Source organism: Aquabacterium sp., from assembly GCF_014378415.1.
Taxonomy (GTDB): Bacteria; Pseudomonadota; Gammaproteobacteria; order Burkholderiales; family Burkholderiaceae_C; genus Aquabacterium.
This window is the reverse complement of record NZ_JACMNS010000161.1, coordinates 1-15394: the sequence shown is the minus strand read 5'-3', so window position 1 is coordinate 15394 and position 15394 is coordinate 1. Positions and strand designations below refer to the sequence as shown.

At 63.8% G+C, this 15394-nt stretch carries 17 protein-coding genes; 9 read left to right on the top strand and 8 right to left on the bottom strand.

Annotated features, from left to right (window positions below; translation table 11 throughout):
* Positions 1–79: 79 nt before the first annotated feature.
* The 6 genes from H7225_RS14490 to nth all read left to right on the top strand — a co-directional run bounded on the left by H7225_RS14490 (position 80) and on the right by nth (position 4547).
* Entirely contained in the window at positions 80–1165 is a 1086-nt protein-coding gene (locus H7225_RS14490; protein WP_290663029.1) for an alkene reductase, read from the top strand.
* 162 nt (positions 1166–1327) lie between these two features.
* The gene (locus H7225_RS14485) at positions 1328–1543 is read left to right on the top strand and encodes a hypothetical protein (RefSeq protein WP_290663027.1); all 216 of its coding nucleotides are present in this window, start codon (positions 1328–1330) and stop codon (positions 1541–1543) included.
* 115 nt (positions 1544–1658) lie between these two features.
* Positions 1659–2273, top strand: a complete 615-nt coding sequence (locus H7225_RS14480) for a LemA family protein (RefSeq protein WP_290663025.1) — start codon at positions 1659–1661, stop codon at positions 2271–2273.
* Positions 2274–2295: 22 nt separating this feature from the next.
* Positions 2296–3240, top strand: a complete 945-nt coding sequence (locus H7225_RS14475; RefSeq protein WP_366481584.1) for a TPM domain-containing protein — start codon at positions 2296–2298, stop codon at positions 3238–3240.
* Complete coding sequence (locus H7225_RS14470; RefSeq protein ID WP_290663023.1) at positions 3230–3760, top strand: TPM domain-containing protein; 531 nt, start codon at positions 3230–3232, stop codon at positions 3758–3760. Before H7225_RS14475 ends, H7225_RS14470 begins: the two co-directional genes overlap by 11 nt.
* A 142-nt stretch (positions 3761–3902) precedes the next feature.
* Positions 3903–4547 (top strand): endonuclease III, encoded by a 645-nt coding sequence (gene nth / locus H7225_RS14465; protein WP_290663021.1) that lies wholly within the window; start codon positions 3903–3905, stop codon positions 4545–4547.
* Positions 4548–4554: 7 nt separating this feature from the next.
* On the opposite strand, the gene H7225_RS14460 is transcribed toward nth, so the two are convergent.
* The gene (locus H7225_RS14460; RefSeq protein WP_290663019.1) at positions 4555–5523 is read right to left on the bottom strand and encodes an SGNH/GDSL hydrolase family protein; all 969 of its coding nucleotides are present in this window, start codon (positions 5521–5523) and stop codon (positions 4555–4557) included.
* A gap of 47 nt (positions 5524–5570) precedes the next feature.
* Positions 5571–6479 (bottom strand): SDR family oxidoreductase, encoded by a 909-nt coding sequence (locus H7225_RS14455; protein ID WP_290663017.1) that lies wholly within the window; start codon positions 6477–6479, stop codon positions 5571–5573.
* A 50-nt stretch (positions 6480–6529) separates the two neighbouring features.
* Here H7225_RS14455 and H7225_RS14450 point away from each other — a divergent pair, with 50 nt between their 5' ends.
* Entirely contained in the window at positions 6530–7594 is a 1065-nt protein-coding gene (locus tag H7225_RS14450) for a CDP-6-deoxy-delta-3,4-glucoseen reductase (protein ID WP_290663015.1), read from the top strand.
* On the opposite strand, the gene H7225_RS14445 is transcribed toward H7225_RS14450, so the two are convergent.
* From H7225_RS14445 to H7225_RS14420, 6 genes are all read right to left on the bottom strand, one after another.
* The gene (locus H7225_RS14445; RefSeq protein WP_290663013.1) at positions 7579–8289 is read right to left on the bottom strand and encodes an ABC transporter ATP-binding protein; all 711 of its coding nucleotides are present in this window, start codon (positions 8287–8289) and stop codon (positions 7579–7581) included. The genes H7225_RS14450 and H7225_RS14445 overlap by 16 nt on opposite strands.
* Positions 8286–9074, bottom strand: coding sequence for an ABC transporter ATP-binding protein (locus H7225_RS14440; protein ID WP_290663010.1), 789 nt, complete (start codon positions 9072–9074; stop codon positions 8286–8288). The genes H7225_RS14445 and H7225_RS14440 overlap by 4 nt, the downstream gene beginning before the upstream one ends.
* A complete protein-coding gene (locus H7225_RS14435; RefSeq protein ID WP_290663008.1) occupies positions 9071–10153 on the bottom strand; it encodes an ABC transporter ATP-binding protein in 1083 nt (360 codons plus the stop codon). The genes H7225_RS14440 and H7225_RS14435 overlap by 4 nt, the downstream gene beginning before the upstream one ends.
* Positions 10150–11073, bottom strand: coding sequence for a branched-chain amino acid ABC transporter permease (locus H7225_RS14430; RefSeq protein ID WP_290663059.1), 924 nt, complete (start codon positions 11071–11073; stop codon positions 10150–10152). Before H7225_RS14430 ends, H7225_RS14435 begins: the two co-directional genes overlap by 4 nt.
* A 117-nt stretch (positions 11074–11190) precedes the next feature.
* The gene (locus H7225_RS14425; RefSeq protein WP_290663006.1) at positions 11191–12651 is read right to left on the bottom strand and encodes an aldehyde dehydrogenase family protein; all 1461 of its coding nucleotides are present in this window, start codon (positions 12649–12651) and stop codon (positions 11191–11193) included.
* Between the two features lie 46 nt (positions 12652–12697).
* Positions 12698–12973 (bottom strand): hypothetical protein, encoded by a 276-nt coding sequence (locus tag H7225_RS14420; RefSeq protein ID WP_290663004.1) that lies wholly within the window; start codon positions 12971–12973, stop codon positions 12698–12700.
* Positions 12974–13119: 146 nt separating this feature from the next.
* On the opposite strand from H7225_RS14420, the gene H7225_RS14415 reads away from it, so the two are divergent.
* Together H7225_RS14415 and H7225_RS14410 are read left to right on the top strand one after the other, a co-directional pair.
* A complete protein-coding gene (locus tag H7225_RS14415) occupies positions 13120–13362 on the top strand; it encodes an RNA-binding S4 domain-containing protein (RefSeq protein WP_290663002.1) in 243 nt (80 codons plus the stop codon).
* Positions 13359–15008 (top strand): acyl-CoA synthetase, encoded by a 1650-nt coding sequence (locus H7225_RS14410; protein ID WP_290663000.1) that lies wholly within the window; start codon positions 13359–13361, stop codon positions 15006–15008. The genes H7225_RS14415 and H7225_RS14410 overlap by 4 nt, the downstream gene beginning before the upstream one ends.
* The last annotated feature ends 386 nt before the right edge of the window (positions 15009–15394 follow it).

Here is a 15394-nt window from a genome sequence, read left to right as displayed (position 1 = left end):
CAGCAACCTGTCTTGCACACGTTCTTTGACAAGTGACTAGGCTGCAGGTTCTGCATCCTCAGTCACTTCGGAGATCCGCATGTCAGGCCTGTTCGACCCCATCACCATCGGCCACCTTGAGCTGGCCAGCCGCATCGTCATGGCCCCGCTGACCCGCAATCGCGCAGGCCCACGGCAGACCCCGACCGACCTGATGGTCAAGTACTACGAGCAGCGCGCCAACCCCGACACCGGCGCCGCGCTGATCATCACCGAGGCCACCCAGATCAGCCCGCAAGGCCAGGGCTACCTGGACACGCCCGGCATCTACAGCGACGAGCAAGTCGCCGGCTGGAAGAAGGTGACCGACGCCGTGCACGTTCATGGCGGCAAGATCGTGGTGCAGTTATGGCATGTGGGGCGCATTTCGCACACCTCGCTGCAACCCGATGGCGCGGCGCCCGTGGCCCCTTCGGCCATCCAGGCCGACACCAAAACTTTCACGGTTAAGGGGTTTGAGACGGTGTCCGCGCCACGGGCACTGGCCTTGGACGAATTGCCCGGCATTGTTGAGCAATACCGCGTGGCGGCACGCCATGCCATCAAGGCCGGCTTCGACGGGGTGGAGATCCACGCTGCCAATGGCTATTTGCTGGACCAGTTCTTGCGCGACAAGACCAACCACCGCACCGACGACTACGGTGGCTCGATCGAGAACCGCACCCGCCTGCTGGCCGAGGTGCTGCAAGCCGTGGTGAGCGAGGTGGGCGCCGAACGAACGGCCATCCGCATCTCGCCAGTCACGCCCGCCAACGACATCAGCGACAGCCATCCGCAAGCGCTGTTCAACCATGTGGCCGAGCAACTGGGCAAGTACAAACTTCTTTACGTGCACGTGATCGAAGGGGCCACCGGCGGTCCGCGCGACAACATCCCCCTGGACTATGCCGCACTGCGTCAGCGCGTGAACGCACCATGGATGGTCAACAACGGTTACGACCTGGCGCTGGCCAAGTCGGTGCTGAGCCTGCATGGTGCCGATCTGATCGCTTTTGGGCGGCCTTTCATCAGCAACCCCGATCTGAGGCTTCGCCTGCACGATGGCGTACCGCTTGCCCCTCTGGACAAAGACACACTGTACGGCGGTGGGGAAAAAGGTTACACCGACTACCCACCTTTAGATTAACGCTGTCTGACATTTGCTACGCTTATTGCCGGAATCAGGGGTGGTTTCCCCCCATTCAAGGGTCATCCGCATGTCACAGTTGGCCCACAAAATGCATTCTCACGAGATGGGCAGTAGTTGCGCTGTTGTCCATGATGTGGAGACTGACCTATGCGTGCCTTGATGAACCTTGCCATTGAACCTGCCCTGCACCTCTTCGAGGTGTCGGCGTTGGTGATCCTGAGCCCTTCCTCGCAACAAGCGGTGATCCGCGTGTTGAAGGTCTTGGCCGACACGCCCATGGGCGCGGTCAAGATCGTGCGTGACCGCTACCCCAAATCACGTGCGCACCAGGTGATCTCACGTCACAATTTGCCGGACAACCTGTCATTCGCTTGATGCATGGCCAGGGCCGCAAAGGGCCTTGAAACAAACCGGTTCGTTCCCAGTTATGCTGGCGCCTTGATGCGGTATTCGCGTCGGCATTTCATACCAGGCTGAGGAAAGAATTGCGATGACCGCTCCTTCACACCGTCGTTGGCTGAGTATCTTGGCCACCACCACGATCGTCGTTTCCCTGTCGGGTTGCGGCTACAACGAGTTCCAGGCCCTGGACGAACAAAGCAAATCGGCGTGGTCCGAAGTGCTCAACCAATACCAGCGTCGCGCCGACCTCATCCCCAACATCGTCAGCACCGTCAAGGGCGAAGCCAATTTCGAACAAGACACGCTGACCAAGGTCGTTGAAGCGCGCTCCAAGGCCACCAGCATCCAGGCCACGCCCGAGCTGGTCAACGACCCGGCCGCCTTCCAGAAATTCCAAGCCGCCCAAGGCGAGTTGTCGGGCGCGCTGTCGCGCCTGCTGGTCGTCACCGAAAACTACCCCAACCTGAAGGCCAACCAGGGCTTTCAGGATCTGCGCGTGCAACTGGAAGGCACCGAGAACCGCATCACCGTGGCCCGCAATCGCTACATCAAGACCATCCAGGATTACAACGTCAAGGTGCGCAGCTTTCCCACCAACCTGACGGCCAAGGTCTTCAGCTACGACGCCAAGCCCACCTTGACGGTGCAGAACGAGGCGCAGATTTCATCGCCCCCCGTGGTCGATTTCAACACCAAGAAGTGATCGGCTCCCCACCGTGAGGCGCATGCGGTCCTGGCACTTGGGGGTGCACTGCTGGGCGCTGGCCGGCCTGGTGAGCGCGCTCATCATGCTGCTGGGCGGCACCTCGCCGGTTCACGCGGCCAACGATGACGCCGGCGGCGTGCAGCCAGTGCCCGCGCTCAATGGCCGGGTCATCGACTTGACCAGCACCCTGAGCGATGCCCAACGCGTGGCGCTGGACACCAAACTGGCCGGCGTTGAAACCCGGTTGGGCACGCAGATGGTGGTGCTGATGGTGACATCCACCCAACCCGAAGACATCGCCACTTACGCGCAGCGGGTGGGTGAGGCCTGGAAGATCGGGCGCCGCGAGGTGGGCGATGGCCTGCTGGTGGTCGTGGCCAAGAACGATCGGCGCGTGCGCATCGAGGTGGCCAAAACGCTGGAGGGGGCCATCCCCGACCTGGCCGCCAAGCAGATCATCACCCGGGCCATCACACCTGCCTTCAAGGCCGGCGACTACGCAGGCGGTTTGAACTTGGCCATTGATCAATTGGCCGCGCGCGTGCAGGGCGAAAACCTGCCACTGCCCGCCGACCCGCAAGCATCGGCCCCAGCAGAACACCCCGGCTTTCAGTGGAATGACCTGGGCGTGTTCTTGTTCGTGGGGGTGCCTGTGGTCGGCGCCTTGTTGACCTCGGTGCTCGGCCGCAAGGCAGGCTCCTTGACTTCGGGCCTGGTCGTGGGCGGACTGGGCTGGCTGGTGACCACCAGCACGCTGGTAGCCGTGGGCGTGGGCCTGGGCTCGGCCCTGGTGGTGGCGGCCATGGCCAGTGGCGCATCCCGAGGACGCGGCGGGCCCTTCCTCGGCGGTGGAGGATTCGGCGGGGGTGGCTTGGGTGGAGGAAGATTTGGCGGCGGTGGCGGCGGGTTCTCATCCGGCGGCGGTGGCGATTTTGGCGGTGGAGGTGCGTCCGGTGACTGGTAAATCGCGGGCTTCGGCCCACCCTCTTCTGCGCTGGCCAAGGCACCTCTGGACCGACGAGGCCGATGTGCGCCGCCAACTGGGCGCGGCCGGCCTGAAACGCCTGCAAGCCCAAGTGCGTGCCAGCGAAGTGCAGCACTTGGGAGAATTGCGCCTGTGCATCGAAGGCGGCTTGAGTTGGCAAGACTTGACGGGTGGGCAAACCGCCCGGTCACGCGCCCTGCATCTTTTCAGCACCTTGCGGGTGTGGGACACCGAGCACAACAATGGCGTGCTGATCTACCTGCTGTTGGCCGACCACCGCATCGAGATCCTGGCCGACCGAGGCATCATGGCCCGCGCCGGACATGAGCATTGGGCCCACATTGCCCAGCAACTGGCGGCCAGCCTGCACGATGGTCAGTTTGAACAAGGCCTGAGCCAGGCCATCGCCAGCGTCACCCAATTGCTGGCCGCCCACTTCCCTGTTGACCCGGAACAGGACAATCCCAATGAGCTGCCGGACAGGGTGGTGGTGATTTAGGGCGGTGCTTGGTTGTTGGTTGCGCTTCTTTGGGGGAGCACGGGGCCAATACAAGACGCGCCCCCAAAAAACACGCCAAAACCACCAAAAGCACGCCCACACCAGGGCCAGCACGCAGCAGCCTCACCGCTAGACTGACGTCATGAAATCCGCTGACATCGCCGCCTTTTTCGCCACGCTGGAAGCCGCCAATCCCCATCCCGAAACCGAGCTCGACTACAGCACGCCCTTCGAGCTGCTGACCGCCGTGCTGCTGTCGGCCCAGGCCACCGACGTGGGCGTGAACAAGGCCACCAAGAAGCTATTCTCCGTGGCCAACACGCCGCAAAAAATCCTGGATTTGGGCTTTGACGGATTGTGCGAATACATCAAGACCATCGGCCTGTACCGCAGCAAAGCCAAGCATTTGCTGGTGACTTGTCAGATGCTGATCGATCTGCATGGCGGCGAAGTACCGCACAGCCGCGAAGCCCTGGAAGCCTTGCCTGGCGTGGGCCGCAAGACCGCCAATGTGGTGCTGAACGTGGCCTTTGGCGAGCACACCCTGGCAGTGGACACGCACATCTTCCGCATCGGCAACCGCACTGGCCTGGCCCCAGGCAAGACGCCGCTGGCCGTGGAGCTGAAACTGCTCAAACGTGTGCCACCGGCCTACCTGCAACACGCCCACCATTGGTTGATCTTGCATGGGCGCTACGTTTGCCAAGCGCGCAAGCCACGCTGCTGGGAATGCAGCGTGGCCCGCTACTGCGCGTTCAAGCCCAAGACGCTGGCCCCGGCGCCTTGAAAGAGCCTCAGGCCGCTTTGCCGCGCTGACGAGCGGCAAAGCCTGCGATCAGCAAGCCGACCAGGGCCAGCCCAAACGTGCTGGGTTCAGGCACGGCGGCAGCCATGGACTGCCCCAAGGCCAGGTGCAGCCGGGCGGTGGGGTGCACGTCGTCCCACAGCGTGTACAGATCTGGGTTGGCGCACAAAGTGCCACCTGTGCCGGTGTAGTTGCCCGTCCAGCAGGACGTTGCAGCCGTGCCCCCCTCCGCCAGGAGGGCATCGCGGGCGGCGTTCAAGCTTGGATTGGGGTCAAAGACGCGGATGGTGGCCCCGGTCAGGTTACCCTGCAGCCCTTGCAAAGCGGTCGTCAAGTTGGTGTTGAAAGCCACCGACAAGGCATGCGCTTTTGCTTGATCGGTGGCACCGGCGTTGATCGCACTCCGCGTGTTGGACAAGTCGGGCATGAGGGGCACAAAAAATTCACGCGCGCCCGCGCCGTAGAGCTGACCGACTTGACCGGTCAGGTTGGCGATGGCCGGGGCCAAGGCTGCCAATTTATCGGTGGCCGAGAAGAAGTCATTGGCCCCACCCCACAGAAAATACAGGGCCGAGGCATCGGCCGTCTTGCCGGCAGCACTGAGGCTGGCGGTGAACTGATTGACCTCGTTCTGGATGCCCGGCAGACCGGCAATACCCGCCCGGTTGGTGGTGCCTGTGAGCGCGCCACCAAAAGCATAGTCGACCAAGGTGATGCCCAGCGTTTGCGCCATCACCTCGACCGCGACCGGGCCATTGCTGAAACGGCCGTTCCAGTAGGGCGCGGCGGGGATGCCAAAACCCAAACTCGCCTTGACGGCGGCAAAGACATTGCCGTTGTCCGACAGGCTGTCGCCAAAAGCCACGATCTGGCTGTAGGCCGCGTTCGCCGACGTGAAAGGCGATGCCATCAGGACCACGGCCGTGCCGACTGATGTGATTACTGTGCTGAAACGCATGGTTTGAATCCTCTGATTTTTTGAATGGTGGAAATTCAAACTTTATCTCAAGCCAAGCCCAGGCCCTCGCACACCGTGGGGCAATGCAAATTCAACCTCAACTCTGAATGCAAGCGGTGATTGACCAAGCGCCTTGACTCGCTCAAAAAAGACATCTGCATGGGCGACATCGCCAGCGTGGCCTCGGCCCGACTCAGCCGTGGTGGACGAGGCAAGCCGCACAGGTCGGCCACCAGGTCGAAGTAATCGCCCATCAGCATGGTCTGGTCATCGCAGGCGTGCACCACACGGCCAGGGCGCCCGCGCCACAGGGCGGCCACGCAGGCACGCGCCAGGTCATCGGCCTGGATGTGGTTGGTGAAGACATCGTCCTCGCGCTTCAACACGGGCGAGCCTTTGAGCACACGGTCGCGGGGGTGGCCGCCTTCGCGGTCCACCGCGTAGATGCCGGGAATGCGCAGAATGCTGGCACGCGCACCAGCCCGGCGGCCCCACCACCGCACCAGGGCCTCGGCATGGACACGGCGCTGGGCGCGGGGCGTGGCGGGCGCGACGGTGCGGGTCTCGTCGAAGCGGGCGCCGCCTGCGTTGCCATAGACCCCGGTGGTGCTGCCATAAACCAGGCTGCGCACGCGGCCCCTCCGGGACAAGGCCTGCAGCAGGTGGCGCGTGCGCGTGTCTTCAATGCCATGCCCTGGAGGCGGCGCCAGGTGCACCACCCGCGTGGCCAGCCCCGCCAACCTGGCCAAGGCCCCAGGCTGATCCAGGTTGCCCAACAAAGGCACCAGACCCGCCTGGCGCAAGGCCTGAGCGCGCTCAGGCTGCGAGGTCAGGGCCAACACGCGGCAGCGTGGCAGCAACTGGCGCGCCACGCGCAGGCCGACATCGCCACAGCCCACGATCAACACGCGGGTCTGGCGAAAGCGGGCAGGACGGTTGATCGAAGGATTGGGCATGGGTGACTGGGGGACAATAGGAGGCAATTTTGACCGCAGTGGAGCGCGCTTTGAGTTTTTCCGTGACCATCCTGCCCAGTGGGCGCCAATTCTCGATGCAACGCGACGCGACCGTGCTGAGCGCGGCCATCAGCGACAACGTCGGCCTGCCCTATGGCTGCAAGGACGGCGCCTGCGGCTCGTGCAAATGCAAGCTGATCGAAGGCCGCGTGATTCATGGTGTGCACCAGGCCAAGGCCTTGAGCGAAGAAGAGGAAGCGGCTGGCTGGATGCTGACCTGCTGCGCCACACCACAAACCGACCTGGTGATCGAATCGCGCCAGGTGGTGTCAGCGGGCGATTTCCCGATCCAGAAGATGCCCACGCGCGTCATCAGCCTCACGCTGGCCTCGCACGATGTGATGGTGATGCGCCTGCAATTGCCCACCAACAACACCTTTGGTTTTCGCGCCGGGCAGTACATCGAATTCATCCTGAAGGACGGCCACCGGCGCAGCTACTCCATGGCCAATGCGCTGAGCACCGCGACCACCACGGTGGAAGGTGCCGCCCCCATCACCAGCATCGAGCTGCACCTGCGCCACATGCCCGGCGGCAAGTTCACCGACCAGGTGTTTGGCACGATGAAGGAGAAGGAAATCCTGCGCCTGGAAGGCCCTTATGGCACCTTCTTCTTGCGTGAAGATTCAAGCAAGCCCATCGTGCTGCTGGCCTCGGGCACGGGTTTCGCGCCCATCAAGGCCATCATCGAACACATGCGCGCCAAGGACATCACCCGGCCCACAGTGCTGTACTGGGGCTGCCGCAGCCGCGCCGATCTGTACCTGAACGACTGGATCGAACAAGCCGCCTTTGACCTGCCTTGGCTGACCTATGTGCCGGTGTTGTCCGAGCCCAAAGCGGGTGACGATTGGACGGGCCGCGTGGGCCTGGTGCACCACGCCGTCATGGACGACCTGCCCGATTTATCAGGCCACGAGGTGTATGCTTGCGGCGCCCCGGTGATGGTGCAGGTGGCCCAGCGCGACTTCGTGAACCTGCATGGCTTGCCGGCCGAGTTCTTCTTCGCCGACGCCTTCACCAGCGAGGCCGACAAGGCTCACAATCCCAAGTAAGCGGCCTGCACCTGCGGGTCGTTCAACAGGCTTTGCGCAGGGCCTTCCAGCACCAATTCGCCCGAATCCATGACATAGGCGCGGTTGGCGATTTCCAGCGCGCGGTGGGCGTTCTGCTCTACCAGTAACACCGTCACGCCCTGTTTGGCGATGTCGGTGATGACCTCGAAAATCTTGTCGACCATCAGCGGTGCCAGGCCCATCGAGGGCTCGTCCAGCAGCAAGAGCTTGGGGCGCGCCAGCAAGGCCCGGCCCATGGCCAGCATTTGCTGTTCGCCGCCCGACAAGGTGCCGGCCAGTTGGCGGTGCCGCTCTTTCAGGCGCGGAAAGCGTTGGTAGACGGATTCCATGTCCGCGTTGACTTCGCGGTCACGGCGCAGGTAGGCGCCCATGCGCAGGTTCTCGTCGATGGTCATGCGCGTGAAGATGCCGCGCCCCTCGGGCACCATGACCAGGCCTTGCGCGACCAGGTCCCAGGCGCCCTGCCCTTTGAGGCTGCGGCCCTGGTACAGCACCTCGCCAGACTGCGGCGCCAGCAAGCCACAGATGGCCTTCAAGGTAGTCGTCTTGCCCGCGCCATTGGCCCCGATCAGGCTGACCAGCTCACCCTCTTGCAAGTGCAGGTTCAGGCCCTTGACGGCCTGGATGCCGCCATAGGCCACGCTCAACTGGCGCAGCTCCAACACCGGGCTCATGCGGGTGCTCCGGGGTGGGTGGCCGCCGTGCCCAGGTAGGCCTCGATCACGGCGGGGGCGCATTGCACTTCGGCCGGTGTGCCGCAGGCGATCAACTTGCCCTGGTCCAGCACCGTCACGCGATCACACAGCCCCATCACCAGCTTCACATCGTGTTCGATCAACAGGATGGCGCGGCCTTGGGCCTGGATGCGGCGGATCAACTCGCGCAATTGCAACTTCTCGGTGGCGTTCATGCCGGCGGCGGGTTCGTCCAAGGCCAACAGGCGCGGCTCGGTGGCCAAGGCGCGGGCGATCTCCAAACGGCGTTGGTCACCATAGCTCAGGGTGTGGGCGGTTTGGTTGGCCACGGCACCCAGACCGACGAACTCCAGCAAGGCCTGGGCGTCGAGGGTGATGCGCGCTTCTTCACGCACGAAGGCCGGTGTGCGCAACACCGCCTGCCACCAACCCACCGTGGTCCGCACGTGGCGGCCAACACGCACGTTGTCCAGCGCCGTCATGTGGGCGAACAGGCGGATGTTCTGGAAGGTGCGCGCGATGCCGGCCTTGGCCACCTTGTGCACGATCGTGGGCTTGTAGCGGCGACCCGCCAGCTCGAACCGGCCTTGGTCCGAGGGCACCAGGCCCGTGATGACATTGAAGAAGGTGGTCTTGCCCGCGCCATTGGGGCCGATCAAACCATGCACCTGCCCGGGCTGGATGCTCAAGCCCACGCCACTGAGGGCCTGGACACCGCCAAAGCGCTTGGACACGTTGGTCACTTGCAGCAAGGCTTCGCTCATGCTGACACCCCGCGCTGATCTTCAAGGCGTGGCGCTGGCCACAAACCACGTGGACGCCACAGCATGATGCTGACCATGGCCAGGGCCACCAGCAACTGCCGCAGGATGGACGCATCGAGCCGCCCGCCGGTCATCGCTTGCAAGGGGCCTGCCACATGGCGAAGTACCTCGGGCAAAGCCGACAGCAAGAAGGCGCCCAGGATCACACCAGGCACGTGGCCCGAGCCGCCTAGCACCACCATGGCCACCACCATGACCGACTCTTGCAGCGAGAACGATTCAGGCGAGACAAAACCCTGGAAGCTGGCGAACAGCACCCCGGCCATGCCCCCAAAGGTGGCGCCCAGGCCAAAGGCCAGCAGCTTGAGGTTGCGCGTGTTCAGGCCCATGGCCTTGGCCGCGATTTCATCTTCGCGGATGGCCATCCAGGCGCGGCCGAGGCGGGAGTTTTCAAGGCGCAGGCTGATGATCACCGCCAGCACCACGATGCCCAGGAAGAGGTAGTAGTGCAAGGTGACCGGCGGCAGCACGTGGCCCGCGATGTGCCAGGGCTCGCCCAGGCTGACGCCAAAAATGGTGAAGGGGTCGATGCTGTCGATGCCCTTGGGTCCGTTGGTGATGTTGAGCGGCGCGTCCAGGTTGTTCATGAACACGCGGATGATCTCGCCAAAGCCCAAGGTCACGATGGCCAGGTAGTCGCCACGAAGCTTGAGCGTGGGCGCCCCCAGCAGCACGCCGACCAGCGCTGCCACCCCAGCGCCCAAGGGGATCAGGACCCACACCGGCAGGTGCAAGCCCGCGGGGAACAGGGCCGCCACCGCAGGCAAGTGGTTGCTCAGGTGCGGTGAAGCCAGCAAGGCGAACAGGTAGGCCCCCACGGCATAGAAAGCCACATAACCCAGGTCCAGCAAACCCGCGTAACCCACCACGATGTTCAGGCCCAGGGCCAGCAGGATGTAGATGAGGGACACGTCCAGGATGCGCACCCAGGCCTGGCCGAAGCCCTGAACAAGCAGCGGCAGCACCAGCAGCGCCAAGGTGGCCACGAGAAAGATGGGCAGCTTGTTGGCCTTCTTCATGCGCGGTCGGCCACTCGCTCACCCAGCAGGCCTTGCGGGCGCAAGGTCAACACCAGAATCAACACGGCGAAGGCAAAGATGTCTTGGTAGTTGCTGCCCAGCACGCCGCCGGTCAGGTCGCCAATGTAGCCCGCGCCCATCGACTCGATCAGGCCCAGCAGCACGCCGCCCAGCATCGCGCCGGGCAGGTTGCCGATGCCGCCAAACACGGCGGCCGTGAAAGCCTTCAAGCCAGGCAGGAAGCCCATGGTGTGCTGCACCGAGCCATAGTTGGCCGCCCACATGACGCCTGCCAATGCGGCCAACATGGCGCCGATGATGAAAGTGGCCGAGATCACGCGGTCAGGCCGCACCCCCATCAACTGCGCCACACGCGGGTTCTCGGAGGTGGCGCGCATGGCCCGGCCCAGCCGCGTGCCATGAATCAGCGCCATCAGGCCGGCCAAGGTCATGGCGGTCACCGCGATGATCAAAATCTGGACCAGGTTGGTGGTGGCGCCCATCACCTCGATCGGGTCGTCGGGCAGCAGGATGGGAAAGGACTTGTAGTCGGGCTTCCAGATGATCATGGCCAGGGTTTGCAGCAGCAGCGACATGCCCATGGCGGTGATCAGCGGGGCCAGGCGCGGCGCGTTGCGCAAGGGCCGGTAGGCCAGCTTCTCGATCAGGAAGTTGAGCAATGCGCACACCACCATGGCCGCCAACAAAGCAAGCAACAGCAACACCCAGCCGGGCCAGCCCAGCGAGCCCAGGCTGGTCACCACGGTCCAGCTCACCAGGGCGCCCACCATCAGCACTTCGCCATGGGCGAAGTTGATGAGGTTGATGATGCCGTAGACCATGGTGTAGCCCAAGGCCACCAAGGCGTACATGCTGCCCAGTACCAGGCCGTTGATCAGTTGTTGTATGAAGGTGTCCACAGCTCGTTCACACATGCAAAAAGCCCGCCACGTTGCTGCCATCCCCTTGATGAGGACGCAGCGACCAGCGGGCTGGAGAGATCGGAAGGATCAATGTCCGATCTTATCAGGACACGTTCAGAACAACGAAGGCCAGCGCAGGCTGTCCACCGTGAGGCGGATCAGCTTCTTCTTGGTGTCGGTGTAGGGCGGAAAGAACATCTTGGCCATCATGATCGGGCCAGCCTTGAGCACCGCCCGCTCGTGCGAGAAGGCCTTGAAGCCAAAGTGCCCGTGCGCGTTGCCAATGCCCGAGTTGTTGACGCCGCCGAACGGCAGGTTGCCGTGCGCGTAGTGCAGCACGCAGTGGTTGATGGCCACGCCGCCCGAACTGGTCTTTTGCAAAATCTGGCGCGTGCGTTCGTTATTGCGGCTCCAGATGTACAGCGCCAGGGGCTTGTGACCGGCGTTGATCTGGCGCACCACGGCGTCCAGGTCGCGGTAAGCGATCAAGGGCAGCACGGGGCCGAAAATCTCTTCGCTCATGATGCTGGCGTCAAGCGGCACCTGGTCGATCAGGGTGGGCGCGATGTAGCAGGTGGCGATGTCGATGTCGCCGCCGGTCAGCAGGTTGGCGCCCTTGGCTTGCGCCTCTTGCAGCAGAGCGGCCACGCGCTGGGTGTGGCGCTGGTTGATCACGCGGGTTAAGTGTGGGCTCTTGCGCTGCTCGGCCGGCGTGGCGCCGTAACGCTCGGCCAGCACCTTGCGGCACTCGGCCACGAAACCATCTTTGACCGATTCGTGCACAAAGACGTGGTCGGGCGCAACACAGGTCTGGCCACAGTTGGTGAACTTGCCCCACATCAGCGCTTCAGCGGCCAGGCGCAGGTTGGCGGTCTCGTCCAGGATGACGGGCGACTTGCCACCCAGCTCGAGCGTGACGCTGGTCAGGTTCTTGGCGGCAGCCGCCATCACCACCTTGCCCACGGCGGGTGAGCCGGTGAAGAAGATGTGGTCAAAGGGCAGGTCGAGCAGCACTTGCGAGGTCGGCAGGCTGCCTGCGAACAGGGCCACTTCTTCCGGGGGGAAGGTGGCGGCGATGATCTCGGCCATCACCACGCTGACCGCTGGTGTCATTTCCGAAGGCTTGAGGATCACCGTGTTGCCGGCGGCCAGGGCCGACACCATGGGGCCAAAGCACAGGTTGAGCGGGAAGTTCCAGGGCGCGATGATCAGGCTGCGGCCACGCGGCTGGTACTCGATCCAGGCCGAGGTCATGGCCGTGGCCATTGTGGGCCAGACCTTGGTGGGGCGCATCCACTTCTTGAGCGAGCCGATGGCGTGGCGGATCTCGTCCAGCACCGGCATGAACTCGGTTCCTTCGACTTCGGCCGAAGGCTTGCTGTAATCCTTGGCGAAGGCCGCGTAGAAGTCCTCGCGGCGGGCCATCATGGCGTCGCGCAGCTTCTTCAAACGGGCAATGCGCTCGGCCGCCGTGGACTCGCGCCACTTCAGCGCAGTGGCCAGTTGGCGGTCAAACACCTGACGGATCACGGCGGGGTCGGATTCCCCGGTGCTCGGGTCAACGACGTGCATCATGACTTGGGTCATCCTTGTCTCCAATAAGGTCGGATTCAAACAGACTTCACTGGGCAGCGGCCAGACCGGCTCGAAGCACACGGTCCACCAGTTCGGGCAAGGGCACGCCCGCTTGCTCGGCCTGAGCTTGCAGTTGCTTGACCAGGTCGGCGTTCAACTTCACGGCGAAAGGCACCAAACCATTGGCCTGGTCGATTTTGCGCTGTTCGCGGCGATCGGGCACGGAAGCGGCCGCGCTGCCAAAACGGCCGGACGAGGGCGACTGGCGCATCTGGTCCATGATTTTTGAGGCTTTGTTCTTTTCGAGATCAGTTTTTTTCATCAGCGGCAGGTTTCAAGGCCTGGACAATAAGTCGACAATCCCGCGATTGTGCACCGGCACCGCCCAGTCGTTCACCTTTTCATCCTCGCCAGACGCCAGGCTTCCCGGCAGGCGCAATCCGACGTCCCCTCAAATCCATGGCCACCTTGACACAAATCACCTTCGAGTTGCGCGGCGACTTCATCGCGCTGGACAGCCTGCTCAAGGCCACCGGCCTGGCCGAGAGCGGTGGGCGCGCCAAAACCATGGTCTCGGAAGGCATGATCCAGGTCGATGGCCAGGACGAACTGCGCAAGACCTGCAAGATCCGCGCAGGCCAGGTCGTCAGCCTGCATGGCGCCCGCATCCGGGTGGTCACGCCCGAGGAACCCCAGGAGACATCGCCATGAACCACCACATCTTCGACCAGGACCTGCCCCGCACCGAGGCCAATTTCGCGCCCCTGAGCCCGCTGTCATTCATCGAGCGCGCCGCCCTGGTTTACCCTGATCGCCTGGCCATTGTTCATGGCGCCCTGCGACAGACCTGGGCCCAAACCTACGCCCGTTGCCGACAATTGGCCAGTGCCTTGAGCCTGCGCGGCCTGGGCGTGGGCGACACGGTGGCCGTGATGCTGCCCAACACGCCGCCCATGATCGAAGCGCACTTTGGCGTGCCCATGTGCGGCGCGGTGCTCAATGCCTTGAATACCCGACTGGACGCCGAGGCCCTGGCCTTCATGCTGGACCATGGCGAGGCGCAGGCCGTGCTGGTGGACCGCGAGTTCAGCGCCGTCATGGCCAAGGCCTTGGCACTGCGCAAGTCCACACGCTCCTTGCTGGTGATCGACGTCGATGACGTGGTCCACACCGGCCCGGGCGAATGCATTGGCGAGCTGGACTATGAAGCACTGCTGGCCAGTGGCGACCCTGCCTTCAACTGGGCCTTGCCCACCGATGAGTGGAACGCCATCAGCCTGAACTACACCTCGGGCACCACCGGCAACCCCAAGGGCGTGGTTTACCACCACCGGGGCGCGGCCATGAACGCCGTCTCGGCCATCCTGGAATGGGACATGCCCAAGCACGCCGTCTACCTGTGGACGCTGCCCATGTTCCACTGCAACGGCTGGTGTTTTCCGTGGGCGGTGGCGGCGCGCGGCGGCGTGAACGTGTGCCTGCGCAAGGTCGATCCCAAGGCGGTGTTCGACGCTTTCCGCGAGCACCACGTCACCCACTACTGTGGCGCCCCCATCGTGCATGCCTCACTGGTGAACGCGCCCGAAGCGCTGCGCCAGGGCATCCCGCGCGGCATCCAGGCCATGGTGGCCGGTGCGGCACCTCCGGCGGCCATGATCGAAGGCATGGAGCAACTCGGCATCAACCTGACGCACGTGTATGGGCTGACCGAGGTCTATGGCCCGGCGTCCGTGTGCGTGAAGCACGAAGACTGGGACGCGCTGGACATTGGCGAGCGCGCACGGCTGAATGCCCGCCAAGGCGTGAACTACCACCTGCAACGCAGCGTGGCGGTGATGGATGCCAGCACCATGCAACCCGTGCCCATGGACGGTGAAACCATGGGCGAGATCATGTTCCGCGGCAACATCACGATGAAGGGTTACCTGAAGAACCCCACGGCCACGCAAGAGGCTTTTGCTGGCGGCTGGTTTCACACGGGTGATTTGGCGGTGCAGTACCCCGATGGCTACGTCAAGATCAAGGACCGCAGCAAGGACATCATCATCTCGGGCGGCGAGAACATTTCGTCGATCGAGGTGGAGGATGTGCTGTACCGGCACCCGGCGGTGCTGGCGGCGGCTGTGGTCGCCAAGCCCGACGACAAGTGGGGCGAAACGCCTTGCGCGTTCATTGAGTTGAAGGCAGATGCGCAGGTCACGGCCGAGGACATCGTGGCACATTGCAGGAAGCACCTGGCGGGGTTCAAGGTGCCCAAGGCGGTGGTGTTTGGCGAGTTGCCCAAAACCTCAACGGGCAAGATTCAGAAGTTTGAATTGCGCAAGGTGGCGGGGTCGGCTCGGGCGATTGACGCCTGAATCGTTGCGGGCACATGAAGCGCTTTGTGCTTTGTGATGCAGCGCGGGGCGCGGGCTGGGGCGGTCTCCGGCCCTTTGTTCGCCCCGCTGGTGGCGTGCAGCGGCTGCAATCTGTGCTGGGCCACCACGGCGGCAACGGACACCAGGCACACGCCCGCTGTAAACGCCACCCCGTTACCATGCCTCCGACTCATCCCCCGCCCCCCGCTAACCGACCGCCGCCCCTACCACTCGGGGCAACTGCTTCATCCCACCAATGAATTCAAACGGAATGTCGGCGTCGCTCAGCAAAGTGGCGCCATCGTGGAAGCTCACGGTGGTCGACCCATCGCGCTGCGTTTCCACCAGCACCTTCATCGGCAAATGCGGGTTGGCGTTCGAGGTGT